Source organism: Clostridium sp. UBA3061 (genome assembly GCF_002367465.1).
Taxonomy (GTDB): Bacteria; Bacillota; Clostridia; order Clostridiales; family Clostridiaceae; genus Clostridium_J; species Clostridium_J sulfidigenes.
The window spans coordinates 98,384-123,742 of sequence record NZ_DFCF01000007.1 but is presented as its reverse complement, the minus strand read 5'-3'; the positions used below and the strand labels follow the sequence as shown (position 1 = coordinate 123,742).

Annotated in this window: 29 protein-coding genes and 2 tRNA genes; 29 read left to right on the top strand and 2 right to left on the bottom strand. The window is 30.6% G+C overall.

Annotated features, from left to right (window positions below; genetic code table 11):
• Nucleotides 1-32: 32 nt before the first annotated feature.
• From B2P65_RS06040 to upp, 8 genes are all read left to right on the top strand, one after another.
• The gene (locus B2P65_RS06040) at nt 33-944 is read left to right on the top strand and encodes a DUF1385 domain-containing protein (RefSeq protein ID WP_346877567.1); all 912 of its coding nucleotides are present in this window, start codon (nt 33-35) and stop codon (nt 942-944) included.
• Nucleotides 945-966: 22 nt separating this feature from the next.
• Nucleotides 967-1,818, top strand: a complete 852-nt coding sequence (gene prmC, locus B2P65_RS06035) for a peptide chain release factor N(5)-glutamine methyltransferase (protein ID WP_346877568.1) — start codon at nt 967-969, stop codon at nt 1,816-1,818.
• Nucleotides 1,819-1,892: 74 nt separating this feature from the next.
• A complete protein-coding gene (gene prfA, locus B2P65_RS06030) occupies nt 1,893-2,969 on the top strand; it encodes a peptide chain release factor 1 (protein WP_035135375.1) in 1,077 nt (358 codons plus the stop codon).
• A 32-nt stretch (nt 2,970-3,001) separates the two neighbouring features.
• Nucleotides 3,002-3,586 carry a hypothetical protein gene (locus tag B2P65_RS06025; protein ID WP_150846296.1) on the top strand — a complete coding sequence of 195 codons (585 nt, stop codon included), beginning with the start codon at nt 3,002-3,004 and terminating at the stop codon, nt 3,584-3,586.
• A gap of 45 nt (nt 3,587-3,631) precedes the next feature.
• Nucleotides 3,632-4,378 (top strand): ZIP family metal transporter, encoded by a 747-nt coding sequence (locus tag B2P65_RS06020; protein ID WP_346846996.1) that lies wholly within the window; start codon nt 3,632-3,634, stop codon nt 4,376-4,378.
• A gap of 28 nt (nt 4,379-4,406) precedes the next feature.
• Nucleotides 4,407-5,456 carry an L-threonylcarbamoyladenylate synthase gene (locus B2P65_RS06015; protein WP_346846997.1) on the top strand — a complete coding sequence of 350 codons (1,050 nt, stop codon included), beginning with the start codon at nt 4,407-4,409 and terminating at the stop codon, nt 5,454-5,456.
• A 14-nt stretch (nt 5,457-5,470) separates the two neighbouring features.
• On the top strand, nt 5,471-5,920 hold the full coding sequence (rpiB, locus tag B2P65_RS06010) for a ribose 5-phosphate isomerase B (protein ID WP_346879770.1): 450 nt from the start codon (nt 5,471-5,473) through the stop codon (nt 5,918-5,920).
• 20 nt (nt 5,921-5,940) lie between these two features.
• On the top strand, nt 5,941-6,570 hold the full coding sequence (upp, locus tag B2P65_RS06005; protein ID WP_035135383.1) for a uracil phosphoribosyltransferase: 630 nt from the start codon (nt 5,941-5,943) through the stop codon (nt 6,568-6,570).
• Between the two features lie 171 nt (nt 6,571-6,741).
• Here upp and B2P65_RS06000 read toward each other — a convergent pair whose 3' ends face one another.
• Nucleotides 6,742-7,290 (bottom strand): NADH peroxidase, encoded by a 549-nt coding sequence (locus B2P65_RS06000; protein ID WP_035135384.1) that lies wholly within the window; start codon nt 7,288-7,290, stop codon nt 6,742-6,744.
• An 822-nt stretch (nt 7,291-8,112) separates the two neighbouring features.
• On the opposite strand from B2P65_RS06000, the gene B2P65_RS05995 reads away from it, so the two are divergent.
• From B2P65_RS05995 to B2P65_RS05910, 18 genes are all read left to right on the top strand, one after another.
• Nucleotides 8,113-8,487: an ATP synthase subunit I gene (locus tag B2P65_RS05995; RefSeq protein ID WP_035135386.1), complete on the top strand. Its 375-nt coding sequence runs from the start codon at nt 8,113-8,115 to the stop codon at nt 8,485-8,487.
• A 4-nt stretch (nt 8,488-8,491) separates the two neighbouring features.
• Nucleotides 8,492-9,172 carry a F0F1 ATP synthase subunit A gene (locus B2P65_RS05990; RefSeq protein WP_035135388.1) on the top strand — a complete coding sequence of 227 codons (681 nt, stop codon included), beginning with the start codon at nt 8,492-8,494 and terminating at the stop codon, nt 9,170-9,172.
• 83 nt (nt 9,173-9,255) lie between these two features.
• Nucleotides 9,256-9,504, top strand: a complete 249-nt coding sequence (atpE, locus tag B2P65_RS05985; RefSeq protein WP_035135390.1) for an ATP synthase F0 subunit C — start codon at nt 9,256-9,258, stop codon at nt 9,502-9,504.
• A 130-nt stretch (nt 9,505-9,634) separates the two neighbouring features.
• Complete coding sequence (locus B2P65_RS05980; RefSeq protein ID WP_035135392.1) at nt 9,635-10,114, top strand: F0F1 ATP synthase subunit B; 480 nt, start codon at nt 9,635-9,637, stop codon at nt 10,112-10,114.
• A gap of 2 nt (nt 10,115-10,116) precedes the next feature.
• A complete protein-coding gene (locus tag B2P65_RS05975) occupies nt 10,117-11,160 on the top strand; it encodes a F0F1 ATP synthase subunit delta (protein ID WP_346846998.1) in 1,044 nt (347 codons plus the stop codon).
• Nucleotides 11,161-11,198: 38 nt separating this feature from the next.
• A complete protein-coding gene (atpA, locus tag B2P65_RS05970; protein ID WP_346846999.1) occupies nt 11,199-12,713 on the top strand; it encodes a F0F1 ATP synthase subunit alpha in 1,515 nt (504 codons plus the stop codon).
• A 32-nt stretch (nt 12,714-12,745) separates the two neighbouring features.
• Nucleotides 12,746-13,609 carry an ATP synthase F1 subunit gamma gene (gene atpG, locus B2P65_RS05965; RefSeq protein WP_346847000.1) on the top strand — a complete coding sequence of 288 codons (864 nt, stop codon included), beginning with the start codon at nt 12,746-12,748 and terminating at the stop codon, nt 13,607-13,609.
• 92 nt (nt 13,610-13,701) lie between these two features.
• Complete coding sequence (gene atpD / locus B2P65_RS05960; RefSeq protein WP_346847001.1) at nt 13,702-15,093, top strand: F0F1 ATP synthase subunit beta; 1,392 nt, start codon at nt 13,702-13,704, stop codon at nt 15,091-15,093.
• A 23-nt stretch (nt 15,094-15,116) separates the two neighbouring features.
• Nucleotides 15,117-15,383 carry a hypothetical protein gene (locus tag B2P65_RS05955; RefSeq protein WP_346847002.1) on the top strand — a complete coding sequence of 89 codons (267 nt, stop codon included), beginning with the start codon at nt 15,117-15,119 and terminating at the stop codon, nt 15,381-15,383.
• 321 nt (nt 15,384-15,704) lie between these two features.
• Nucleotides 15,705-16,049 carry a PadR family transcriptional regulator gene (locus B2P65_RS05950; RefSeq protein WP_346847003.1) on the top strand — a complete coding sequence of 115 codons (345 nt, stop codon included), beginning with the start codon at nt 15,705-15,707 and terminating at the stop codon, nt 16,047-16,049.
• Nucleotides 16,039-16,686 carry a permease prefix domain 1-containing protein gene (locus B2P65_RS05945; RefSeq protein WP_346879769.1) on the top strand — a complete coding sequence of 216 codons (648 nt, stop codon included), beginning with the start codon at nt 16,039-16,041 and terminating at the stop codon, nt 16,684-16,686. Before B2P65_RS05950 ends, B2P65_RS05945 begins: the two co-directional genes overlap by 11 nt.
• A gap of 18 nt (nt 16,687-16,704) precedes the next feature.
• Nucleotides 16,705-17,238 (top strand): hypothetical protein, encoded by a 534-nt coding sequence (locus B2P65_RS05940; protein WP_346847005.1) that lies wholly within the window; start codon nt 16,705-16,707, stop codon nt 17,236-17,238.
• A gap of 278 nt (nt 17,239-17,516) precedes the next feature.
• Complete coding sequence (locus tag B2P65_RS05935; RefSeq protein ID WP_346847006.1) at nt 17,517-18,221, top strand: hypothetical protein; 705 nt, start codon at nt 17,517-17,519, stop codon at nt 18,219-18,221.
• A gap of 28 nt (nt 18,222-18,249) precedes the next feature.
• A complete protein-coding gene (gene murA / locus B2P65_RS05930) occupies nt 18,250-19,503 on the top strand; it encodes a UDP-N-acetylglucosamine 1-carboxyvinyltransferase (protein WP_346847007.1) in 1,254 nt (417 codons plus the stop codon).
• A 146-nt stretch (nt 19,504-19,649) separates the two neighbouring features.
• The gene (spoIID, locus tag B2P65_RS05925) at nt 19,650-20,759 is read left to right on the top strand and encodes a stage II sporulation protein D (RefSeq protein ID WP_346879768.1); all 1,110 of its coding nucleotides are present in this window, start codon (nt 19,650-19,652) and stop codon (nt 20,757-20,759) included.
• 137 nt (nt 20,760-20,896) lie between these two features.
• Nucleotides 20,897-21,589: a M23 family metallopeptidase gene (locus tag B2P65_RS05920; protein WP_346847009.1), complete on the top strand. Its 693-nt coding sequence runs from the start codon at nt 20,897-20,899 to the stop codon at nt 21,587-21,589.
• A gap of 121 nt (nt 21,590-21,710) precedes the next feature.
• Nucleotides 21,711-21,965: a sporulation transcriptional regulator SpoIIID gene (gene spoIIID, locus B2P65_RS05915; RefSeq protein ID WP_035135408.1), complete on the top strand. Its 255-nt coding sequence runs from the start codon at nt 21,711-21,713 to the stop codon at nt 21,963-21,965.
• Nucleotides 21,966-22,061: 96 nt separating this feature from the next.
• Nucleotides 22,062-23,096 carry a rod shape-determining protein gene (locus B2P65_RS05910; RefSeq protein ID WP_346847010.1) on the top strand — a complete coding sequence of 345 codons (1,035 nt, stop codon included), beginning with the start codon at nt 22,062-22,064 and terminating at the stop codon, nt 23,094-23,096.
• A 322-nt stretch (nt 23,097-23,418) separates the two neighbouring features.
• On the opposite strand, the gene yyaC is transcribed toward B2P65_RS05910, so the two are convergent.
• Nucleotides 23,419-23,949, bottom strand: a complete 531-nt coding sequence (yyaC, locus tag B2P65_RS05905; protein WP_035135412.1) for a spore protease YyaC — start codon at nt 23,947-23,949, stop codon at nt 23,419-23,421.
• Between the two features lie 97 nt (nt 23,950-24,046).
• Between yyaC and B2P65_RS05900 the strand changes: the two genes are divergently transcribed.
• The 3 genes from B2P65_RS05900 to B2P65_RS05890 all read left to right on the top strand — a co-directional run bounded on the left by B2P65_RS05900 (nt 24,047) and on the right by B2P65_RS05890 (nt 25,335).
• On the top strand, nt 24,047-24,697 hold the full coding sequence (locus tag B2P65_RS05900) for a hypothetical protein (protein ID WP_346847011.1): 651 nt from the start codon (nt 24,047-24,049) through the stop codon (nt 24,695-24,697).
• Between the two features lie 445 nt (nt 24,698-25,142).
• A tRNA-Val gene (locus tag B2P65_RS05895) sits at nt 25,143-25,218 on the top strand.
• A gap of 42 nt (nt 25,219-25,260) precedes the next feature.
• Nucleotides 25,261-25,335 (top strand) — tRNA-Thr (locus B2P65_RS05890).
• Nucleotides 25,336-25,359: the final 24 nt, after the last annotated feature.

The window sequence follows — 25,359 nt, the reverse complement described above, 5'->3', positions numbered from 1 at the left end:
TAAGAAATAAGAAATAGAAGGCAGGTGTTAAAATGGAAAAGAAGACAACGGTCGGGGGACAGGCAGTTATAGAGGGTGTAATGATGAGGGGATCTAAGGGGCTTGCAACTGCTGTAAGGCTTCCTAATGGTAGTATTGAAGTTAAAAAAGAATCAAGTGAAAGCTTGACTAAGAAAAATAAATTTTTTGGATTTCCTATAATTAGAGGATTTATATCTCTTATAGAATCATTAATTATAGGTATAAAAAGCTTAGAGTATTCAGCTTCCTTCTTTGAGGATGATGAGGAAGAGTCAGAATCCAAATTTGATAAATGGTTTGATAAAGTTTTTAAGGAGAAAGGAAATAGTGTACTAATGGGTATATCATTAGTTCTTTCCCTAGCTTTTTCTATACTACTCTTTTTTATTTTACCAACGGCATTAACTAGTTTGGTAAAAAAAACAATAACATCTAATGTGGTAGTTTTAAATATTATAGAAGGAATAATAAGAGTTATAATATTTATAAGCTATATATTTATTGTTGGAAAACTAGAAGACATAAAAAGAGTATATCAATATCATGGAGCTGAGCATAAAACTATATTTTGCTATGAAAGTGGTATAAATTTAACACCAGAAAATGCTAAGAAGTTTGGAAGACTCCATCCAAGGTGTGGAACTAATTTTTTATTCTTAGTTATGGTTATTAGTATAATTATATTTTCCTTCACGGGATGGCAATCTATAGGTCAGAGAGTGATTTCTAGAGTATTATTACTACCAGTGGTATCTGGAGTAACTTATGAGGTTATAAAATGGCTAGGAAAGAGTGATAGTAAAATATCAAAAATTATTGCATGGCCAGGGTTACTTTTGCAAAAGATAACAACACAAGAACCTGATGAATCTATGCTTGAAGTTGCAATAACTTCATTAAAAGCTGCAGAGGGGTTAGAATGAATTATAGTGAATGAGGAACAATATGAATATAAATGAAGCGTTAATAAAGGCATATGATATATTAAAGAGTAGTGATATTGAATCATACATAATAGATGCACAGCTTCTATTATGTAGGGTTTTAAATGTAGAAAAGTTGTATATAATTATGAACAGGTCAGAAGTATTAACTTTAGATAAAGAGCAAGAGTTTTTTAAACTTATAAATTTAAGAAGTTGCAAAAAGCCTATGGCATATATTCTAGGGCAAGTTGAGTTTATGGGTATTAACTTTTTCGTAGAAGAGGGAGTGTTGATACCAAGACCAGATACAGAGATTTTAGTAGAAGAGTGTATTTCTATAATAAAGAAAAATAATATAAGTTTAATATGTGATATGTGCTGTGGAAGTGGAGCTATTGGAATTTCCATAGGCCATTATGTAAAAAATAGCAAAGTATGGTTATATGACGTAAGTGATATAGCATTAAATGTAACTAAAAAAAATATTTCAAATTTATATTTAGGAGAAAAGACCAATGTAAATAAAAGTGATTTATTTCAATTACCTATAAAAGAAGGTTTAAAATTTAATATGATAGTGTCAAATCCACCATATATTAAGGAGAAAGTAATTCCTACCCTTATGGAAGATGTTAAAGACTTTGAACCTCACCTAGCTCTTTCGGGAGGACAAGATGGACTTGATTTCTATAGAAGGATATGCAAAGAAGGAAAAGAGGTACTTTCCTCTGATGGATATTTATGTTTTGAAATAGGACATGATCAGGAAATGGAAGTAAAATCTATCATGAAAACTGAAGGATTTAGTGATATATATAGTTTAAGGGATTTGGGTGGAAATCATCGAGTTGTCATAGGAAAGTTACCATAAATAATATTTTTATGATATAATGTAATGATGTAAAAAATTAAGATTTATGATTAAATTACGGAGAGTGTTAATATATGTTAGAGAGATTAGGTTTTTTAGAAAACAAATATGATGAATTATCAAATATGATTAGTGATCCTAGTATTATGGCTAATCAAAAGGAGTGGCAAAAACTTTGTAAAGAGCATGCAGAATTAGAGATAATAGTAGGAAGGTATAGAGAATACAGAGATGCTGAAAATGCATTAGCTGAAAATAAAGAAATGCTAAATGAAGAATCAGATAGAGAAATGAGAGAGATGATTCAAGAAGATATAAAGGCATTAACGGAACAATGCGAGAAGTCTAAGGAAGAAATAAGAATATTATTATTACCTAAAGACCCTAATGATGATAAAAACGTATTTATAGAAATTAGAGGTGGAGCTGGCGGAGATGAAGCAGCTTTATTTGCAGCCAATTTATTTAGAATGTATACAAGATATGCAGAGCGTAACAGATGGAAAGTAGAAATAATGAGTGCTAATGAAACTGATATCGGTGGATTTAAAGAAGTAGTATTCATGGTTAAAGGTGATAAGGCTTATAGTAAACTGAAATATGAAAGTGGAGTGCATAGAGTTCAAAGGGTACCTGACACGGAATCAAGTGGTAGAATCCATACATCTACAGCCACTGTTGCAGTACTTCCAGAAGTTGAAGACGTAGATATCGACATAAATATGAATGATATAAAAATAGACGTATTTAGAGCTTCAGGAAATGGTGGACAGTGCGTTAATACAACAGATTCAGCAGTAAGAATGACTCATTTACCAACAGGACTTGTAGTTTCATGCCAAGATGAAAAATCCCAGCTTAAAAACAAGGAAAAGGCTATGAAAATATTAAGAGCTAGACTATATGAAGCAGCAGAAGCAGAAAGAGCTAAAGGAATTGCAGATGATAGAAAGAGTCAAGTTGGAACTGGAGATAGAAGTGAAAGAATTAGAACCTATAACTATCCTCAAGGAAGGGTTTCAGATCACAGAATAGGATTAACTCTTTATAAACTTGAAGCTTTCCTAGATGGAGATATAGATGAGATGTTAGATGGGTTAATAACTGCTGACCAAGCCGAAAAAATGAAGGCAATGGGAAATGGTATTTAGGTATTAAAGTTTGTAAGGTGGAGGATTACTTAATGGATATAGATAAAGTCCTAAAGAAGCAAAGAAAATCTTACAAAAGGTTTATGCTATCTATGGGCTTTATTTTTATAATATTGCCTATAGTGTTGCTTATAGCTAAACAAATAAATATATTTTTTATTATATATCTTTGTGTTATTGAAAGTTTAATATTATTTTCTGTACTAATGAGATACAATGAAGAATATTTAAAGTTTCAATTATATGAAGATAAAATACTGATATCTATTTTAGGTGGTAGAATAAAATATAAAATTCACTATAGTAAAGTAGCAATTATTCATACAATACCTCAAGAAAAGTACTTTGATATATTGATAATAACAAAGTCTAAGTTTAGAAATAAAAGATTGAGATTGGTTACGAATAAAGTGCTAGAGAGATTCAGTGGTATAGGGAAATATTATGTTAAAGTAAAGATGCCTAAGGATGATGACTATTATTACTTTGTAGTAAAACGAGGTGGAGTAAAGAAATATATGCTATTAGATTTACTTTTTAAGTATTGTGTAACTGCTGTATTTACTGAGGATGCTATAGCTAATATAAAAGAATATAGAAAACAGAATAAAATATAGAGTTTATAAATATATTTTACTAATAATAATTTTCAAGGAGAAATTATGAATAGTACTATATTTATAATAGGAGTTTTTTCTGCTATAGTATCTCTAATAGGAACTATGGTTGGTGCATTAATTGGAGTATCCTTAAAAAATCCTACTGACAAGTTATTAGGAGTTTTATTGGCAGTTGCTACAGGAATAATTATATCAATAATTTTCTTAGAACTTATACCAGAATCAATTGATAAGATTGGCTTTATTAGAACTCTCATAGTTATAATTATTGGAGTAATAGTTATATATTTTATAGATTGTTTAATTAAAGTAAGTAGCCACAGTAATGATAGAAATCCAAATATGATAAATCATACAAAAGTTGCAATATTAATGGCTTTAGGGTTAATGATGCACAACTTTCCAGAAGGCATTATAATGGGTTTTGGATTTGTTAAGGGTTCGGGATTAGGTATAAAGATGAGTATATTAATATCAATTCATGATATCCCAGAAGGAATTGCCATGGCAACACCGTTAATAGCTGCTGGAAAGAAACCATTTAAAATTTTATGGTATAGTTTTTTAGTAGCATTTCCAACTGTTATAGGAGCCTGGATAGGTATGTTAATTAATTCTATATCATCTGCATTTTTAGGCTATAGTATTGCCTTTGCCAGTGGAATTATGCTTTATGTAGCTTTTGGGCAAATGCTTCCGGAAAGCAATGAATTGCATAGTAGTTATACAAATGCAATGTGGATTATATTTGGAATTATATTTGGGTTTGTAATGATAAATTTATTTTAATGGATTATTGAAGTGGGTGTTAATAGGTATGAAAACAAAAGTTGTGATGTTAAGTGAGAAGACTCCAGATGAAAGTGTGATAAAAGAAGCAGGAAAAGTTATAAAAGATGGTGGCCTTGTAGCCTTCCCTACGGAAACCGTATATGGATTAGGTGCTAATGCGTTAGATAGTGAAGCAGTAGCTAAAATTTTTATGGCAAAGGGTAGGCCACAAGATAATCCTCTGATTATTCATGTAGGGGATTATAATATAGAGCCCTATGTTAAAAATGTACCAATTGTAGCAAGAGAAATAATAAAAAAGTTTTGGCCAGGACCAATAACCATAATACTTGAGAAGACTGAACTAGTTCCACAGGTTACTAGTGCAAAGTTGCCTACTGTGGGAATTAGAATGCCACAAAATAATATCGCTATAGGTTTAATAAAAGCCGCTGGAGTACCTATAGCAGCACCTTCAGCTAATATATCTGGTAGACCTAGTCCTACAGACATGGAAAGTTGTGTTGAAGATTTAGAGGGAAAGGTAGACTATATATTAGGAGGAGAAAATAGTATTGTAGGTGTAGAATCAACTATAGTAGATTGTACAGTTTCACCTATATGTATTTTAAGACCAGGCGCTATAACCTTAGAGATGTTAAGGGAAATAGATAATAAGGTTTATATAGATCCATCTGTATTATCAAAGCCTACAGAAGATTTTAAGCCTAAGGCACCAGGAATGAAATATAGACATTATGCACCGAAGGCTCCTGTGAAGATAGTAGACGGTGATATAGATAAAGTTGTTGCAAAAATTAATGAAATAGTATTAAATTATATTAAACAAGGTAAAAAAGTTGGAATTATTGCAACTGATGAAACAAAATCTTTATATAATAAAGGAACTGTTATTTCTATTGGAGCAAGATGTGATATAGAAGATATAGGTAAAAATTTATTTAGAGTTTTAAGAAGTTTTGATAGTATAGACATTGATATAATTCTTTGTGAAGCATTTGAAGAGAGTGGAGTAGGTACTGCAGTAATGAATAGACTAAAAAAAAGTGCTGGCTTTAACATATTAAAAGTATAATTGGAGGGATAAATATGAAAATAGCAATAGGTAGTGATCATGGTGGTTTAAGATTAAAAAAAGAAGTAATTAAACATTTAGAAAAAAAGAATATAGAAGTTAGGGATTATGGTACATATACAGAAGATTCTTGTGACTATCCAGATTTTGCTGAAAAAGTGTCTGAAGCAGTAGTTACTAAAGAATATGATTATGGAATTTTAATATGCGGTACAGGAATTGGAATAAGTATATCAGCTAATAAAATACCAGGAATAAGAGCGGCGCTATGCAGTGATACTTTTAGTGCACATGCTACTAGAGAACATAATAATGCCAATATATTAGCAATGGGAGAAAGAGTTGTAGGAACCGGACTTGCTTTAGATATAGTTGATGCATTTCTTGGATCAACCTTTGAAGGTGGAAGACACGAGAATAGGGTTAACAAGATAATGGAGATAGAAAAAAAATATAATAAATAATTTTAGGAGGATAAGAACATATGAGTAAAGTTACACAAATAGACCATCCATTAATACTACATAAATTAGCATTCATGAGAGATATAAATACGGGGTCTAAGGACTTTAGAGAATTAGTAGAAGAGGTTGCTATGCTTATGGCTTATGAGGTTACTAGAGATATGCAACTAGAAGAAGTAGAAATTGAAACTCCTATAGGAATTACAAAGTGTAAAGTTCTTGCAGGAAAGAAAATGGCAATAGTACCTATATTAAGAGCTGGACTTGGAATGGTTGATGGAATGCTTAAGCTTATACCTGCAGCTAAAGTTGGACATATAGGTATGTATAGAGATGAAGAAACTTTAATGCCAGTAGAATACTTCTGTAAGTTACCTCAAGATATAGAAGATAGAGATATTATAGTAACTGACCCAATGCTTGCAACTGGAGGTTCAGCTATAGATGCAATAAATGCTCTTAAGAAAAGAGGGGCTAAAAATATAAGACTTATGTGTCTTGTTGGAGCTCCTGAAGGAATAAAAGCTGTTATGGAAGCACATCCAGATGTAGATATATATTTAGCTTCAATAGATGAGAAATTAAATGAACATGGATATATTGTTCCAGGATTAGGTGATGCTGGAGATCGTTTATTCGGAACTAAGTAGTATATTATTACAATTGTAATATTGCCCTGATTAGATTTAGATTTCTAATCAGGGTATTTTTCTAATAAAAATAATATTAACATATTAGATTGCATACAAAAAGGAGCCCTAGTTAATACTAGAGCTCCATATATTATTTAGGTAAATTTTATCAAATTGGGGGAATGGGAGTTATTTACCAAAATATCTTTGTAATAAACCGTTGAAAGCAGCACCGTGTCTAGCTTCATCTTTGCACATTTCATGAACTGTATCGTGAATTGCATCTAGGTTTAATTTTTTAGCTAATGTAGCAAGGTCTTTTTTACCTTGGCAAGCACCATGCTCAGCATCAACTCTCATTTGTAAATTAGTTTTTGTATCTGCTACAACTACTTCTCCTAATAATTCAGCAAATTTAGCTGCGTGTTCAGCTTCTTCAAATGCTATTCTCTTATAAGCTTCAGCTACTTCAGGATATCCTTCTCTATCTGCTTGACGACTCATTGCTAAGTACATTCCAACTTCTGTACATTCTCCAGTAAAGTTAGCTCTTAATCCTTCGATTACTTCTTGATCAACTTCTGCTGCAATTCCTATTCTGTGCTCATCAGCCCAAGCTAGGTTGCCTTCTGATTTTTCTACAAATTTATCAGCACCTGCCTTACATACTGGACAAAACTCTGGAGCTGAATCTCCCTCGTGAATATAACCACATACTGTACATACAAATTTTTTCATAAATATTTCCTCCTTAAATCTTCATATTATAATAATTTTTGTTTTTAGATTTTCTCGATGTATTTATCTTATGAACTTATTATATACTATTAAATAATAATTATCAAGAGAAAATTATTATTTTTTATTATTTTTTTTAGGTAATAAAAAAATAATATAACTTTATTATATTACTTAATAAGGTTAAGATTATATAATATTCTGTATTTTAATATAAAGTTCAAATATTTATAATTTAGTTTAGTATAGAAATAGCACCGATATGATACAATAAAAATAACCTTAAAGGGATAAAAATAAAGCAATAAGCCAAAAAACAATGTTTCTATAGAGGAGAGTAGCCCTCATTAGTTAGAATTTTGAATAAGTTAGTAAATATTTAATCAATATTAAGTAAAATTAAACGGAGCATCCGTTTTTCTAATAAATGCAATGCATAAAAAATTGCATACAATGAATATACAATTATATACTTTTTTATATATAAAGTGTAATGTAGAGGTTTAAATTGATTTATTAGAGTTTATTAGGGAACATTTTGGTAAGAAATCTTTTAATTCAGAAAATAATTGATATTTTAAATTCTTTTGACTACTTATTGTAAATTTTCAGTTTTAACAGACAAATGAATAAAAGTTTTTTGGAATAATCCTTTTATTGTAAAACCTCAAAAAATGTAGCAAAGCAGAGAGAACTTGTACTATTATTGATTATTTACTTCTTTAGAACTAATTTGACCTAATTTGGTGAAAATTTAGGTTTTAGAAGATTTGAACCTAGATGTATAATATCATATATGCAAAAGCGAGGTGGTCCAATCCAATGAATAAAGAGTGCTCAGAGGTTATTAAGCTTGTTGGCTTATTTGATTCTATTATAGGAATTATAGTTTCATTAATTTTAATGTTATTCTTTAACTGGATATCCTGGTTTTTTTTATTGGGGATAATTTGTAGTTTTGTGAATTTTATTATTAACTCACTGACAACTGAAATGATTATTATGAAGGATAAGAGATTTAAAGGTTTATTAATACTTTTATCCTATATAGTTAGAATAGGGCTTGTTTGTGGAATATCTCTCGCTATAATTAAGAAAAGTGAGGTGAGCTTTTTTATTTTTATTGCAGGATATACGGCTCAGCTATTAGCTATATTATGTTATGGTTTTAGCTTGAAGAGCCAGAAAGGAGTATGATGTTATGGAAGAAATGGCACCTTTGTTTGCAATTAATATCTTTGGATATAAATATGAAGTTATGTCAAGTGTTTTTATACAATGGGTATTTATTGCATTAGCATTGGTTTTATCCATTCTATATAGTAGAAAGGTTAAAAAAGTTCCAGGTAAGGTACAAAGTATTGTAGAAGTTGGAATAGAATTTTTATCTAATGTAGTTAAAGATAACATGGGACCAGGTTCAAGTCCTTTTATTCCTTACATAGGATCCTTAGGAATTTATTTATTTTTATTAAATATGGTAGGGTTATTTGGAATAAAGCCTCCTACATCAGATTTTAGTGTAAGCTTAGGAATTGCACTTACTACTTTTTTTGTAATTCAAGGGCATACTATTAAAAAGTTAGGTCTTTGGGGTTACTTTAAAGGATATGCATCTCCTGTTCCATTATTGTTACCAATAAATATAATGGAGAGGATTATGCTTCCAATATCATTAAGTCTAAGACTTTTTGGAAATATCTTTGCAGCAACAATGATTATGGAACTTCTATACGGAGCTCTTACAGGATTAAATTTTATTGCAGCAATAGGATTACCTATACCGTTCCATTTCTATTTTGATATATTTGATGGAACCATACAAATGATTATTTTTGTAATGTTAACAATGATTAATATTAAGATTACAGCAGAACATTAAAAACTAAATTTAACTAAATAAAAATTATTAATAGTAAATTACTATAAATATAAAAAATATTTATTTTTGAGGAGGAATTATAAATGGATTCAGCAGCTTTTATAGCAGGAATGTCAGCATTAGGAGCAGGTATAGCAGCACTTGCAGTTATTGGTGGAGGATTAGGAACAGGAAATGCTACTGGTAAAGCAGTAGAGAGTATAGCAAAACAACCAGAGGCTAGTAGTAAAATTATGAGTGCTTTAATAGTAGGGGGAGCTTTATCAGAGGCAACAGCTATATATGGATTTTTACTTGGATTATTATTAATATTATTCGGAGTAAAAGGTTAATATCTTAGTAAAAATATTGAGAAGGAGGGTGTAGTTCCATATCTTAATTAGTTACATTTTGAAGAAGATATAGTAGGGAGTGTAGTATATATTTGTGATTAAATTAAGAGGATGATGTGGAACGTAGCTTATGAATATTGATTGGAGTATTATAGTACCATCAACCATCAATTTCTTTATATTTTATTTAATACTAAGAAAATTTGTGTTTAATAAGACTTTAGCAGTTATCAATACTAGAAAAGAAGAAGTGGAAAGTGCTTTCAAAAAGGCTAGGGATGAAGAAGAAAGAGCGAAGTTATTAAAACAAAAGTATGATGAAGATGTTAAAAGATATAGAAATGATGGCTTGAAATTAGTAGAGAGTTATAAGCAAAAAGCTGATAAAGTATATGCTGAGATAGTTGAAGACTCACAAAGAGAAGTAGCTAACATAAAAGAACGAGCTACTAAAGAAATAAAAAGAGAAAGAGAAAAAGCTAGTAAAGAAATTAAGCAAGAAATTATTGATTTATCCATGAAACTTGCTGAGAAAACTTTAGAGAAAGAAATCAATGAAGAAAGTCACAGAGAGTTAATTGATAAATTTATAGCTAAGGTAGGTATTTAAAAATGTATGAATTTTTAGATAGGCGGTATGCTCTAGCTCTTTATGAAATGTGTAAAGAAGCAGGTAATATAGAAACTGTTTTGGAAGAACTAGGTGAAGTAGTTGAGGAAATGGATAATAATGAAGGACTTATAAAGATTATCAGAAATCCTCAAATTAATAAGCACAATAAAAAGAGAATATTTGAGGAATTATTTAAGGGTAAGATAGAGGATGAACTTTTAAGTTTTTTACTATTACTTATTGACAAAGGAAGGATACTTTATCTGAGGGAAAAGTATAATCAGTTTAGATTAGTATACCTTAAAAATAATAATACCGTTGTAGCTAAAATTAAGTCTGTAATTCCATTAAATCATAATGAACGAGAAACTATTAAAAGTAAGTTAGAAAAACGTTATGAAAAGACAGTAATAATAGAGGAAGAAATAGATAAATCTCTATTAGGTGGAATGTTAATCTCTGTAGGAGATGAAACCATAGATGGAACTATTAAGACTAAACTTATGGATCTTAAGAATATATCAGAAGGTAACGTAGGTAGATATAACTTTAGTGAGCTTAATAAAGAATTATTAGCAGATATTATAACAAATAAACCTCTAAATGAAGAAGAAACAAAAAAATTAAGAGGTTGGTTAATGGATTTCTATAGTAGAGAAATTGTCATAAATAATATAGTAGATGAGTCTTACAAAGATGATATCAAAGTTATTATAGGTGAAGATATAACTACTAAAGCTACAATTGATGAGATAGTTAATAGTGAAAAATGTAAGATTGGTAAGGCTAAATCTCAAGAGTGTATTATAGATTTAGATGAAAAAGGTAAAATTCTTAATGCCACAGTTAGGACTGTAATTCCACTAACTGATGAAGAGAGAATTAAGTTAACTAAAGGACTTGAGAAGTTCTATAGTAGAAAAATAGTAATCCATGAAGAAATAGATGAGAGTATAGTTGGTGGAGTATTAGTTAAAATAGGAAATGATATTACTGATGGAACAGTAAAAAGTAAGCTTAGATATGTTAGAGATGACATGTAATACAGGCTTTAAATCGTGGTGAGAATAGAGGTGGAATCATGCATATTAAACCAGGTGAGATAACATCTATTATAAAAAGAGAATTAGATAGATATGAAAGTCACATTAACACTATAGATTCTGGAACCATAATCCAAATTGGAGATGGTATAGCTAGAATATATGGATTAGATAATTGTTTAGAAGGAGAGCTATTAGAATTTCCTAATAACGTATACGGAATTGCCCTTAACTTAGAGCAAGACAATGTTGGATGCGTATTATTAGGTTCTGAAGAAGGTATCAGAGAAGGCGATATAGTAAAAAGAACGGGTAGAGTAGTAGAAGTACCTGTTGGTGAAGCTCTTGTAGGAAGAGTTGTAGATTCTCTAGGAAATCCTATCGATGGTAACGGAATGATAGTAACTTCAGAATATAGAGCTGTAGAAGTAGAAGCTCCGGGAGTTATAGAGAGACAATCAGTAAAAAGTCCTATGCAAACAGGTATAAAGGCTATAGACTCTATGATTCCAATTGGAAAAGGTCAAAGAGAGTTAATTGTAGGAGACAGACAGACTGGAAAAAGTGCATTAGCAATAGATGCTATCATAAATCAAAGGGGTAAAAATGTAACTTGTGTTTATGTAGCTATAGGTCAAAAGCAGTCAACTGTTGCTAATATAGTTAATACACTAAAGGCTGAGGGGGCTATGGACTATACAATAGTTGTAGCTGCAACGGCATCACAATCTGCATCTCTTCAATATTTAGCACCTTTCTCAGGATGTTCAATGGCTGAATATTTTATGTATAAAGGTGGAGATGCACTTATAGTATATGATGATTTGTCTAAGCACGCTGTTGCTTATAGAACTATGTCATTATTACTTCGTAGACCACCAGGAAGAGAAGCTTATCCAGGAGATGTATTCTATCTTCACTCAAGACTTTTAGAAAGAGCTTCAAAACTTTCTGATGACTTAGGAGGAGGATCATTAACTGCTCTTCCAATAATAGAAACTTTAGCAGGAGATGTTACAGCATATATTCCTACAAATGTAATATCTATAACAGATGGTCAAATTTTCTTAGAATCTGACTTGTTCCATGCAGGTCAAAGACCAGCGGTAAATGCAGGTATATCAGTATCTAGGGTTGGAGGAAATGCGCAAATTAAAGCTATGAAACAAGTATCATCAACCCTTAGAATAGAACTTGCTCAATATAGAGAACTTGTGAACTTTACTCAATTTGGATCAGATTTAGATAAGGAAACTGTTAAGAGACTTGAAAAGGGTAAAAGACTTATAGAAATATTAAAGCAAGGACAATATGCTCCTATGGATGTAGAAAAGCAAGTAATAATAATATATTGCGGAGTGAATGATTTCTTAAGCGATATTCCAGTTCATAAGGTTAAAGCCTTTGAAAAGGAATTTTTAGAATATATAGGTACTCATTATAGAGACATCCCAAGTTCTATAAAAGAAAAACAAGAATTAGATTCAGAAATAAAAGAAAGACTTAATATGGCCATAACTGAATTTAAAAAAGTATTTTTAACTGAAATTTAGAGATATCACCTAAATTTTTAGGAGGTGAAAATATGGGCGTTGCAGGATTAGTTATTTTAAAAAAGAGAATAAAATCTATAGAGAATACAAAAAAGCTTACTAAGGCTATGGCCTTAGTAGCAACATCTAAACTAAAAAAGGTAAGGGTATCCTTATATACAAATGACACGTATTTTAAAAGCTATAGAGAAGTTATGAATGAAGTAATTCCATCACTGCCAAAAGAAAATAGATATATGCAATCCAATGGAAGTAAAAAGAAATTAATCATTGTTATAACTTCAGATATGGGAATGTGCGGTGCCTATAATAATAATGTTATAGATAAGCTTAAAGGGATAACTAAAGGCCATGAAGAGGATTATTTAATAGCAGTTATTGGTGAAAAAGGTAAAAGCTTAGCTAAGAGACATAGGATTAAGACATTAGATAAATATAATCAAACTATCTCTGATGTGCCTACAGCTACTGAAGCTAAGAGTATCTTTGAGTATAGCTTCAATATGTTTAGTGAAGAAAAAGTAGGAGAAGTAAGTATACTTTATACTTGGTTTAAAAATCCAATAGTAAAAGAACCAAAAGAGTGTAGATTATTGCCTCTTACTTTTGAAGAAAGCGAAGAAGACCATATTGGTGAAGATGAATTTGATATAGAAGGAAACAAAGAAGAGCTTATAGAGTCAATAGTACCATCCTATTGTAATGCAATGATACTTAATGCAATGATAAATTCTAAGGCTTCAGAACAGGGAAATAGAATGGAGACAATGAATAGTGCGACTCAAAATGCAGATGAATTAATAGCTTCTTTAAGGTTAAAATATAATAGGGTTAGACAAGGGGCTATCACTCAAGAGATTTCAGAAATTATTGGTGGAGCTCAAGCACAAAGTTAATAAGCCATTATATAGTAACCTATATAAAAAGTATAGATAGGAGGAGTTATATTTAACTTATATATTAATATAGTTAGATGTAGCGAATTAATATGGCACAACGTATTGGTAAAGTAGTTCAAATTATTGGACCAGTAATAGATATAAAATTTGACACAGACTCATTGCCTAACATTTATAATGCAATCCAAATTAAGATGGATGGTAGAGTTATTGTTGCTGAGGTTGAACAACATATAGGTGATGATATAGTTAGAACTATATCTATGGAATCAACAGAAGGACTTAAACGTGGAGTTAAGGCTATAGATACAGGAAGACCTATTGAAGTGCCTGTAGGAGAACAGGTACTTGGAAGATTGTTCAATGTATTAGGTCAAACTAAAGATGGAAAAGGTCCTCTTGATACTAATAATTATTATACAATTCATAGACCAGCTCCAAGCTTTGCTGAGCAATCTGTGGAACCAGAAATGTTTGAAACTGGCATAAAGGTTATAGATTTAATAGCACCATATCAAAAGGGTGGAAAGATAGGACTTTTTGGTGGTGCAGGAGTTGGTAAAACTGTACTTATACAAGAATTAATCAACAATATAGCTAGAGAACATGGTGGATTATCAGTATTCACTGGTGTAGGAGAGCGTACAAGAGAAGGCAATGACTTATACAATGAGATGCTAGATTCAGGGGTTATAAATAAGACAGCTTTAGTATTTGGACAAATGAATGAGTCACCAGGAGCTAGAATGAGAGTTGCACTTACAGGACTTACTATGTCTGAATACTTCAGAGATAAAGGTCAAGATGTATTATTATTTATAGATAATATATTTAGATTTACTCAGGCAGGTTCAGAGGTTTCTGCATTATTAGGTAGAATACCAAGTGCTGTAGGATACCAACCAACCCTAGCAACAGAGATGGGGGCATTACAAGAACGTATAACATCTACTAACAGTGGATCAATTACTTCTGTTCAAGCAGTATATGTTCCTGCTGATGACCTTACTGACCCAGCACCAGCAACAACATTTAGCCATCTTGATGCAACTACAGTTCTATCTAGAGCTATAGTAGAGCTTGGAATATATCCTGCGGTTGATCCATTAGAATCAAGCTCAAGAGTACTAGATCCTAGAATTGTTGGTGAGGAACATTATGAAATATCTACTCAAGTAAAGTACATTCTTGAAAGGTATAAAGAACTTCAAGATATTATAGCTATATTAGGTGTAGATGAATTATCAGATGAAGATAAAATTCTTGTTAATAGAGCAAGAAGAGTTCAAAGATTTTTATCTCAACCTTTTACAGTAGGAGAGCAATTCACTGGTTTAAAAGGTAGATATGTTCCTATAAAAGAAACAATAAGAGGATTCAAGGAAATATTAGAAGGTAAACATGATCATTTACCAGAGTCAGCATTCTTATTTGCAGGAACAATAGATGATGTTATAGAGAAAGCTAAGACTTTGGGTTAATATTATTTTGGATGTGATAAAATATGAAAAAGGTCTTTAAGCTTATAATAATTACTCCAGAGAGTGAGTTTTTTAAAGGAGATGCAGTCTCTTTAAACTGTGAAACTACAGAAGGCAGACTAGGAATTCTTCCAGATCATTCTGCTATAATTGCAGGACTTGTACCAACAATAACAACCTTTGAAGATGTAGATGGAAAGAAGTACAAAGTTAATACTTCTGACGGAGTCCTAAAGGTAAGGAAAAATAATGTTAGTATTCTCTGTACTATAGCACAATGGGTAGAATAAATTTCGGTACCATATATTTCAAATATTTATATAAACAGAGTTCTTAGCTTCTTCGAAGCTTAGAACTCGTTATCCAGGGACGTAGCAGCTCTTTACTGCCACTTTGAAGAAGATGGGAGTATTAGAGCTGGTAGTCATCGGACAAACTAAAAGGAGCACATTAAATGATATGAAAATCATTTAATGTGCTCCTTTAAATTACCTTGGAATAAAATTCAACAATAATTCAAAATAATAAAAATATTTTGAGAATAGTATTGCTATATATAGTATTACTACATATAATAATATTATACATATTAAGTAAAAGGAGGGGTGTTATTGGAAATAGATAAAGAGTTATTAAAAGGGTTTATAGACATTTTAATTTTATCTATTATTAAAGGTAATGATTATATTTATGGATATAACATAATGAAACTAGTTAATATAGCTGCTGAAGATAATTTTGAACTTCAAACAGGAACTTTATATATAGCTTTAAAAAGATTAGAAAAACAAAATTTTATCACATCTAAAGTAATAGAAGGAGATAATGGAATTAAAAGAAGGCATTATTTAATTACAAAAGAAGGTGAAGTTCAACTTAATAAATTGAATGGAGATTTTAATAAGATAACAGAGCTTATTTTAAAGTTTAGAGAGGGGGCAGTTAATGGTGAATAATCTAAGTATTAAGTTAAAGAGGAAAATAAATAGATACTTAAGAAAGCTCTTTAGTTCAGCTTTTGAAGATACATTAGAAGTTAAAGAATTAAAGGAAGAATTAAAAAGTTACATTATAACTGAAGTTAGTGATTTAGTAGAATCAGGTAAATCTGAGGAGAAGGCTTTTGAAATAGCTAAAAATAATATAGGGAATAATTCTGACTTTGAGGAAGGAATATCAGGTATATTTAATAATACTAAATATTTATTTATCCTTAAATCTAGTTATGTATGTATGATTATATATATAATTATTCAATTGCTTGTGCGACTAAAGATTATAGGCATTATAGATATATCACATTATAACCTTAGAATCATGTCTAAATTTAGTTTTATAGTATTCATAATAGGAACTATCATATTTTTTATATGGACATTTATGAATTTTATTTTTACAAGTCGAACCTTTAAGTTTAAGATTCAAGCTATTGTTATAAATATCTTAAATATTTTTATTAGTATGTTATGGGTTATGGCTTCTAAAGGGATAGTCAATGTTTTTAGAGTAGAAAAAAGTTTTTATATAGCGTTATTTTCAGATATGATTTTATATTTTACTGTATATAGTAAAAAGGTTTTTAAATTTAAATAAAATTAGGATGTGTGAATTATGATAAAAAAGATTATATCAGCAATAATGTCATTCATGATGGTAGGCATGTTTTTAGTAGCCTGCACACCGAAGAAAGATGATGCAGAAGAAAACATAAGAGGATTTATAGAAAGGCACTATGTAGCAGATAAAGATGATTTAGAAGCCTGTGGTGATTATGTTAAAAATGGAATTGGTATAGGGGACAATTTAAACAAAAAAGATAAAGAGATGGCAGAGTATATGACTGAAGAAGGATTTGATGGATATAGAATTAATAGAACTCTTTTTTATAGATTTAAACTACTTTATGAAAAAAATTGCACATCAGAAATAAAAGATGTAGAGATAGTGGAAAAAGAAAAGTCAGATGATATGAGAAGATTTAATGTTAAGTTCAATTGGATTATAAAAAATGATAAAGATGAGATAGTTAAGGAGCATAAGGTAGATAAAGATATATATCTTTCAGAAGAACATGGTAGTTGGCTTATAAACCAGTATAACAAGTTAGAGATATTATATGGTGACTTTAACTTTAATATGGTATAGTTAATATTTTTATATAGATTAATCCAACCTTATCTTAAATATGTACCATAGAGGGAGAAAATAGAAAGATAATTTATGTGATTTCATAAATTATCTTTTTATTTTCTACATTACGTTGAAAAGTAATTTATTTATGAACACATTTTAAAAGTTGCTATATATTATTAGTATAAATAAAAATATAACTTATTACATTATATGTAAATATGAATAAAAAAAGTAAAAAGGTTAATGATTTAATATAAGTGGATTTATTCTTATATTAAGGTGGGATATGTATGAAGTTATATATTAAGTTATTAATTGTGGTGATGTTCACATTAAGCATATTAATTATACGGGATAAAACCTTTTATGGGAAGAGTGAAGAGGATATGTTTAGTGGAATATTAAATAGTGTAAATGCTTCTACTGAGGAATATGTAGTGGAGGGCAGGTTTTATAGTCAAGAAAGTAAAGAAAATATATATGAAACTATAATAACTAATATAGAAAAGGCTATGGGACAAGTTTACCAAGAAGTTAATAAGGACTTAAGTTTTAAAATAGATTATAACCATGAAGAATATGATGGAAGGATTTCAATAGCTGATTATGGTAAAGGATATGATGTTGTACTAAGAATTTCTATTTGTAAACCTAATTTAGATATTGATGAAGAAAAAACTGTAGAAAAGAAAATTAAAGAAATTTTATCCCCAATTAGTAGTAAGGTGGAATACTCGCTATATGTAAAAAGTAAAATCTTAAACGGCACAATAGATGAAACAAGAGATGTGATTTTAAAGCAATTATATTTAAATAAAGCACAAAATATTGATGAAGTAGAAATAAGTAATGGATATAGTATTATAAGCAATACAAATTTATACGATAAAGAAATAATACTAGGTGAGGAGATAGATTTTAACTGTGCTATAGTTAGATATTCCTCAGGATGCTATTTAATAATGGGGACACCTGTAATCAGGATAACATACTAAGAAATAGCATTTTAAATGGAGGATTAACATGAGTAAATTTTATATAAATGGAAACCGTAGATTAAAAGGGAGTGTAAACATAAGTTCAGCCAAGAATGCTGTATTACCAATACTAGTGTCCACTATACTAACAGATAGTGTATCAACCATCAATGGATCACCTATGCTAGAAGATGTATTTGTACTATGTGAGGTATTAAGATCTCTTTCAGCAGAGGTTAATATAGATAGAGATAATAATAAAATTGATATTAATACAAAAAACTTAAAATATGAAGGTATAGATAATGACTTAGTAAGAAAAATGAGAGCATCTTTCCTAGTTATAGGAGCTATGGTAGCTAGATTTGGAAAGGCAAAAATTTCTCTGCCTGGAGGATGTAAAATAGGATCTAGACCTATAGATTTGCATTTGAAGGGACTAAAAGCTTTAGGAGCAACAATTAAAGAGGAACACGGATATGTTGAAGTAGTTGCAGAACAATTAGAGGGTAATACAGTTTATTTAGACTTCCCATCTGTGGGAGCCACAGAGAACTTGATGATGGCTGCAACTCTTGCTAAAGGAGATACTTTTATAGAGAATGCAGCTAAGGAACCTGAGATAGTAGACTTAGCAAATTTTTTAAATAAAATGGGGGCTAAGATTCAAGGTGCAGGAAGTGGTAAGATATGCATAACAGGAGTAAAAAGATTAGAAGGAGTTTCGTATACGCCTATATTTGATAGGATTGAAGCAGGAACATTTATAATAGCAGCACCCATTACAAAAAGTAAAATTACAATAGAAGGTGTGGATGAAGAACATCTCAAGTCAGTGATAGTTAAATTACGTGAAATGGGTGTTAAGATTGATGTATTCGGAAATAAAATTGTTGTAGATGGAGATGTAGAATTAAAACCCACAGATATTATGACTATGCCTCATCCAGGATTTCCAACAGATATGCAATCACAAATGATGACATTATTAAGTATTACCCATGGAAGAAGTAGTGTGACAGAAACTATATTTGAAAATAGGTTTATGCAGGTGGCAGAGTTAAGAAGGATGGGAGCTAATATTAATGTTAACGGAAGAATTGCGACAATAGAAGGTGTTAAAGAGCTTACAGGAGCTGAAGTAGTAGCACCAGATCTTCGAGCAGGAGCAGGACTGGTTTTGGCAGGTTTATGTGCTAAGGGTGAGACTATAGTAGATCACATATACCATATAGATAGAGGATATGTAACAATAGAGGATAAACTCAATGCCCTAGGCGCAGAAATAACTAGAATATAATTATACTTTATATAGCTCAGCTTTTAATTTAAGGCTGGGCATTTTTATATTTACAAAATTATAAGCATATTACCATAAATATAATAATAAATATAACTAAGTCTATCTAGTATAGGAGAGAAGTTTATTTATTAGGAGGAAGAAAAGTGAAGTACTATGGGAGGATTAAAATAAATATTAATTATGATAAAGCTATAGTTGTTATTAAACCAATATTGATGGTGGCTATTTATTCAGCAGTATTACTAGGATTTCTAATATTATCCTATAAATTGATATTAGGTGAAGGAGGTAATATAGGTAAAAAAGGAAATGACTCATCACAGGCTATAGAAGTGATGCAATCTAAAAATAAAGGTGAGAAATCAAATAAGGGCATTTCCTTTAAGCTAGATGTAGATACAATAAAGGTTTATTTGACAAAGGAAAATAGGATTATAGAGGTGCCTTTAGAAGAATATATTAAGGGAGTAGTATGTAGTGAGATGCCATTAAACTTTAATAAAGAGGCTTTGAAGGCACAAGCTATAGCAGCAAGGACATATACCTTAGCTCATACAAAAGCTGTATCAAGTGGATGTGCCAATGGAAGAGGAGCAGATTTGTGTGATACTGTTCATTGTCAGGTATATACACCCAAAGAAGTAAAAATAGCTCAGTTAGGTATAGGTGGAGAAAATAAATGGAAACTAGTTGAAGATGTGGTGAATGAGACTAGAGGACAAGTGTTAACATATAATAATGAATTAGTATTGGGGGCGTATTATTTCTCTACAAGTAGTGGGAAAACTGAAAATGTTGAAGATGTATTTTCTACAGCACTACCTTATCTTAGAAGTGTTGAAAGTTTAGGTGAAGATATTGCACCAAGATATAAAAGTACGGAAACTATAGACATAAACAGATTTGCGCAAGTGGTTAATAGCAGTTATAGTAATGCAAATTTATCACCACCTAATCTAGAAGATCATATTAAAGTAAATAATTATACAGATGGTGGGTCAGTGAAAGAAATAACCCTTGGTAATGTTACTATAACAGGGGTTAAATTTAGACAGTTGTTTGGATTGAATTCCGCTAACTTCTCTTTAGAGTTTTTAAATAATCAAGTTGTTATAAATTGTAATGGCTTTGGTCATGGAGTAGGTATGAGTCAATGGGGAGCTAATGTAATGGCTAGTCAAGGCAAGAGTTGTGAAGAGATTTTAAAACATTATTATACAGGTATTGAAATAAAAAAAATCAATGAAAATTAGAAAGAAATAGGGCTTTTGCCCTATTTTTTTAGTTTTTAGCAAAAAAATATGAAAAAAATGAGATAAATAAGAAAAAAATTTTCTTATAGTGTATTAATTTCCCAATAAACGTCCACAATACTGATGGAGGTGTTTTTATGAACAATAAACTTAACAAAGTGAAGCAATTTTTCAAAAAAGAAGGCTTCTATGTAATTTTATTTGTTTGTCTATGTGCTGTTGCTACAGTTGCAGCTATAACAGCTGGAAGAAATAACAATAAAAATTCTGAAGAAGATAAAGTAGCATTAGAACAAACAGAAAAAGAAGTTGTAACTCAACCAGAAAAACCTGAGAATGCACTACAAGTTAAAGAGGAGCTTGAGCCAGTACCAACAGTTAAGAATAATGATACTGCAGCAGTTTCATCTCAAACTAAAGTTAGTTTTAAAAATCCAGTAGAGGGTACTTTAGGTAGAGCATATTCTGAAGATCCAGTATATTGGGCAACAACTAAGAGTTATAAAAATCACTTAGCTATGGATGTTAAAGCTGCAGAAGGTTCAGCAGTTGTAGCAGTAAGTGCTGGAGTGGTTAAAAAAGTAGATGCAAATACAGAAGGTACCTATGTAGAAATAGACCATCAAAATGGACTAACTACAATATATGGAAACCTTAAAGAACAGGTTCTAGTTAAAGCTGGAGATAAAGTTACAGCTGGTAAAGAAATAGGAGCTGTAGGTAAAACTACAAACCTTGCATATGAGGAATATGGAGATTATCTTCACTTCCAAGTATTACAAGATGGAAAAGAAGTAGACCCAGCTAAATATGTTAGTTATAAGAAATAACTAAAATAGAATTAATATTCTTGCTAGCTTTAAAACTTTAAAGTAAAAGGCTAGCAAGAATGTAATTTAAATAAGGAAGTTAGCATATTTATAATTATAGAAGGGTTAAGGAGGTAACGCTTTGAAAGACTATATTGAAGATAGAGTACTAGAAGTAGCAAAATATATAATAGAATCCGAGGCTACAATAAGAAAAACAGCATCGGTATTTGGTGTAAGTAAAAGTACAATCCATAAGGATATGACTGAGAGATTACCTAAAATAAATGCTCAAATAGCAGAGGAAGCAAAAAACATCTTAGATCTAAATAAAGCTGAAAGACACATTAGAGGTGGAAAAGCTACTAAAATGAAATATAAAACAATTGAAGGTTAGGTAGAATAGTAATATAATAGGTGTATATTGTTTTAGTAAATATTGTATAGTATTTCAATAAGAAGAAAATACTAGAGAGCAGGAGTGAATTTTAAGATGTTTTTTTTCGGTGTAGGAACAGATATGGGAATAGACCTAGGTACGGCTACAGTACTGGTTTACACAAAGGGTAAGGGTATAATACTAAAAGAACCTTCAGTTGTAGCAATAGATAAAAGTGCCAATAAGGTCTTAGCAGTAGGTGAAGAAGCTAGAAAAATGATAGGTAGGACGCCAGGAAATATTGTTGCAATTCGTCCACTTAGAGATGGGGTAATATCAGATTATGATGTTACAGAAAAAATGTTAGAGCACTTTATTAAAAAAGCTTGCGGTAAGAGAAAGATGTCAACACCAAGAGTTGTAATGTGCGTACCATGTGAGGCTACTGAAGTAGAAAGAAGAGCTGTTGAGGATGCGGCAAGAAATGCAGGAGCTAAAAAGGTTTTATTAATTGAAGAACCTTTGGCAGCAGCTATAGGAGCGGGGTTAGACATAACTAAAGCTAGTGGGAATATGGTTATTGACATAGGTGGAGGTACCACCGATATAGCAGTAATTTCTCTAGGAGGAATGGTTGTAAGAGAGTCTATTAAAGTTGCTGGAGACGATTTTGATGATGCTATAATTCGTTACATAAGGAAAAAGCATAAATTAATGATTGGAGAAAGAACAGCAGAAGAACTTAAAATAAACATTGGATGCGCATATCCTAAAGATGAGGACATTAAGGCAGAGATAAGAGGAAGAGATCTTATAACTGGACTACCTAAAAATATCACAGTTTGTTCTAGTGAGATGGAAGAGGCATTAAAAGAAGCTGTTACTTCCATAGCTGAATGTGCACATTCTGTACTAGAAAAAACACCACCTGAACTGGCTGCAGATATAGCTGATAAAGGTATAATAATGACTGGTGGAGGAGCTTTATTAGATGGATTAGACAAACTCATTGAAAAAGTTACTAATGTACCAGTATATGTAGCAGAAGATTCAGTATCTTGTGTAGCTGTTGGAACAGGAAAAATGCTTGACTATGTAGATAAGTTAGACGATTCGTTTACAGGATATAATGTTTCAATAAATAGTTAAGATGTACAAGTTAGAATATTAAACCTATATTTTAAATTATGTAAATAAATTTATATGATGTCCAACAATAGAAGTTAAAAATAAAGGTTATATAAATATAAAAATGTGATTTAATATACCTACTATGCAAAAAAATATTTGTATAGTAGGTATATTTTATTTTGTATCATTTCTAGTTGGTGTAAGTAACTCATTTTCTATGAAAGGGAGAGTTAATAAAAACTATAATTATATCTTCGAAATTAATGGTTGTTAAAAAGATTTTAATAGTATAAATAAGTCCATGTACTGTATATAATATCTAGGTAATAATCGTTCATCATTAATCACATAATGAGCTGAGATAATACCCATGAACAAGTCCTTGAGTTATTACTTTAGAGATTTCCAAAATTAGATTTAATCGTATATTTCTACTTGTAAAGGGTTCATCAATATCGCTAGAATCGACAATACCTATTATTGATATATCACCTACGGGAGAAAGAGATTTACCAACACCTTTTCCAGGATTAATGGGGTAATCTCGAACTTGTATCTCGCCAATTTTATTAGGAGGACCAAGACAAGCATCGATACCAATAATTTTAGAATCTGGATGTTTTAATTTTATATCCGATAGTTTACTATCTAAATTTAATGCGTGTATAGGATTAGCTATAGTTCCATAGACTGGCAATGGGAAAAATTTTTCTTCTAACATGCTACCAATAAGAGGACCTAAGCAGTCTCCAATGCATCTATCAGTTCCTATACAAACAATAATTGTGTTTGCATTTAATTCATCTTTTAAAAAGTTGGATAAGGTATAATAACCTAATGAATCTTTGTAATGAATCTTAACTTTGCTCACAGAAACACCTCCATATGAATTTATATGAAGCAACTTCGGTATAAATTCTAAAAAATATGGAATAATTTAGATAGTTTTTATTTAAGGAGGATATGTTATGAATAGAAAGGGATATTCTGTAATCATAATTCTATATACAATAGTAAATATAATAGCGTTAGTGAGCTTTAATATAAGTAATGAAAACTTATATTACAAAGAGGAAAATAAGGTTATAGCTAAAAGCAGTGAGAAAGCTGAAAATTATAATAAAGAAATTACTACTGGTATAGAAAAGGAGAATATGGATGCAAATACTTCACAGGATTTAATTAAGAATAATGGGGTTAATGAAACTAGTGTATCAGATGAAGAATTAAAAAAAAGAAGAATTGAAGCTAATAGAGAAAGGCAAAATCAGCTAAATCAAATTTATAAGAGTGATAATGAAATAGTTAAAACTGATGAAATCGAGTTTGACAAATATAATAAGCAGGTTAAGGAAAAAAACAAAGTAATGAAGGTACCACCAGAAGAATTAATAGATGAGTTAACAATTTCAGAGAAGGCAAAGATAATAGGTATATGCAAAGCGTTGAATGAAGAAGACTATTCAGAGATAAACGAATTCCTTACTTATAATAATGAACGATTAGCTGTATTAAGAACTCTCAATGTAATAGAGCGTAAGGTAGATGAAGAGCAAATAGAAGAATTAAAGAAAATATTTTCTAAATATATAGATATGGACAAAGTAGAAGGAAATTAATTATATAAATAACTATTTAAATATAAACTTATACTTATAGTTCTCTAGGAAAATAGATATCTAGTTTCCTAGAGAACTATAAAAATAGTTGTTCTGTTCATGCGGGTTTCAGGTATTATCCTGTAAGAAATAAATTAAATATATTGAAATAATAGTTTATTATTAATGCTTTTAATTAGTATAATGATTTAAATTTAAGTGACGAAATGCCTAAAATGAAAAAATTATGATTAATTGAGAAAAAAACAATAAAATTTTTATAAAAATATTGAAAAAAGGGGTTGAAAAAAAATCAATATAATTGTATACTAAGTCTTGTCAGTTTAGTGACATTTTTATTTATGCAAAAGATTGGGAATTAGCTCAGGTAAGCTAATGTGAAAATCTAGTTATATTAAAATTATGGAGGAGTTCCCGAGTGGCNNCGTCCTCCTCCACCATATAAGGTCGCATAGCTCAGCTGGGAGAGCACCTGCCTTACAAGCAGGGGGTCACAGGTTCGATCCCTGTTGCGACCACCATAGTGAATTTAAATTCATTAAACTGCACAAATTATATAATATGCTGGCATGGCTCAACGGTAGAGCAGCTGATTTGTAATCAGCAGGTTGTAGGTTCGATTCCTATTGCCAGCTCCATAAATGGAGGAGTTCCCGAGTGGC

What these genes read in the sequence shown, in the direction of transcription:
- B2P65_RS06040 (WP_346877567.1), top strand. Translation starts at nt 33, where the DNA reads ATGGAAAAGAAGACAACGGTCGGGGGACAGGCAGTTATAGAGGGTGTA.
- prmC (WP_346877568.1), top strand. Translation starts at nt 967, where the DNA reads ATGAATATAAATGAAGCGTTAATAAAGGCATATGATATATTAAAGAGT.
- prfA (WP_035135375.1), top strand. Translation starts at nt 1,893, where the DNA reads ATGTTAGAGAGATTAGGTTTTTTAGAAAACAAATATGATGAATTATCA.
- B2P65_RS06025 (WP_150846296.1), top strand. Translation starts at nt 3,002, where the DNA reads ATGGATATAGATAAAGTCCTAAAGAAGCAAAGAAAATCTTACAAAAGG.
- B2P65_RS06020 (WP_346846996.1), top strand. Translation starts at nt 3,632, where the DNA reads ATGAATAGTACTATATTTATAATAGGAGTTTTTTCTGCTATAGTATCT.
- B2P65_RS06015 (WP_346846997.1), top strand. Translation starts at nt 4,407, where the DNA reads ATGAAAACAAAAGTTGTGATGTTAAGTGAGAAGACTCCAGATGAAAGT.
- rpiB (WP_346879770.1), top strand. Translation starts at nt 5,471, where the DNA reads ATGAAAATAGCAATAGGTAGTGATCATGGTGGTTTAAGATTAAAAAAA.
- upp (WP_035135383.1), top strand. Translation starts at nt 5,941, where the DNA reads ATGAGTAAAGTTACACAAATAGACCATCCATTAATACTACATAAATTA.
- B2P65_RS06000 (WP_035135384.1), bottom strand. Translation starts at nt 7,290, where the DNA reads ATGAAAAAATTTGTATGTACAGTATGTGGTTATATTCACGAGGGAGAT.
- B2P65_RS05995 (WP_035135386.1), top strand. Translation starts at nt 8,113, where the DNA reads ATGAATAAAGAGTGCTCAGAGGTTATTAAGCTTGTTGGCTTATTTGAT.
- B2P65_RS05990 (WP_035135388.1), top strand. Translation starts at nt 8,492, where the DNA reads ATGGAAGAAATGGCACCTTTGTTTGCAATTAATATCTTTGGATATAAA.
- atpE (WP_035135390.1), top strand. Translation starts at nt 9,256, where the DNA reads ATGGATTCAGCAGCTTTTATAGCAGGAATGTCAGCATTAGGAGCAGGT.
- B2P65_RS05980 (WP_035135392.1), top strand. Translation starts at nt 9,635, where the DNA reads ATGAATATTGATTGGAGTATTATAGTACCATCAACCATCAATTTCTTT.
- B2P65_RS05975 (WP_346846998.1), top strand. Translation starts at nt 10,117, where the DNA reads ATGTATGAATTTTTAGATAGGCGGTATGCTCTAGCTCTTTATGAAATG.
- atpA (WP_346846999.1), top strand. Translation starts at nt 11,199, where the DNA reads ATGCATATTAAACCAGGTGAGATAACATCTATTATAAAAAGAGAATTA.
- atpG (WP_346847000.1), top strand. Translation starts at nt 12,746, where the DNA reads ATGGGCGTTGCAGGATTAGTTATTTTAAAAAAGAGAATAAAATCTATA.
- atpD (WP_346847001.1), top strand. Translation starts at nt 13,702, where the DNA reads ATGGCACAACGTATTGGTAAAGTAGTTCAAATTATTGGACCAGTAATA.
- B2P65_RS05955 (WP_346847002.1), top strand. Translation starts at nt 15,117, where the DNA reads ATGAAAAAGGTCTTTAAGCTTATAATAATTACTCCAGAGAGTGAGTTT.
- B2P65_RS05945 (WP_346879769.1), top strand. Translation starts at nt 16,039, where the DNA reads ATGGTGAATAATCTAAGTATTAAGTTAAAGAGGAAAATAAATAGATAC.
- B2P65_RS05940 (WP_346847005.1), top strand. Translation starts at nt 16,705, where the DNA reads ATGATAAAAAAGATTATATCAGCAATAATGTCATTCATGATGGTAGGC.
- B2P65_RS05935 (WP_346847006.1), top strand. Translation starts at nt 17,517, where the DNA reads ATGAAGTTATATATTAAGTTATTAATTGTGGTGATGTTCACATTAAGC.
- murA (WP_346847007.1), top strand. Translation starts at nt 18,250, where the DNA reads ATGAGTAAATTTTATATAAATGGAAACCGTAGATTAAAAGGGAGTGTA.
- B2P65_RS05920 (WP_346847009.1), top strand. Translation starts at nt 20,897, where the DNA reads ATGAACAATAAACTTAACAAAGTGAAGCAATTTTTCAAAAAAGAAGGC.
- B2P65_RS05910 (WP_346847010.1), top strand. Translation starts at nt 22,062, where the DNA reads ATGTTTTTTTTCGGTGTAGGAACAGATATGGGAATAGACCTAGGTACG.
- B2P65_RS05900 (WP_346847011.1), top strand. Translation starts at nt 24,047, where the DNA reads ATGAATAGAAAGGGATATTCTGTAATCATAATTCTATATACAATAGTA.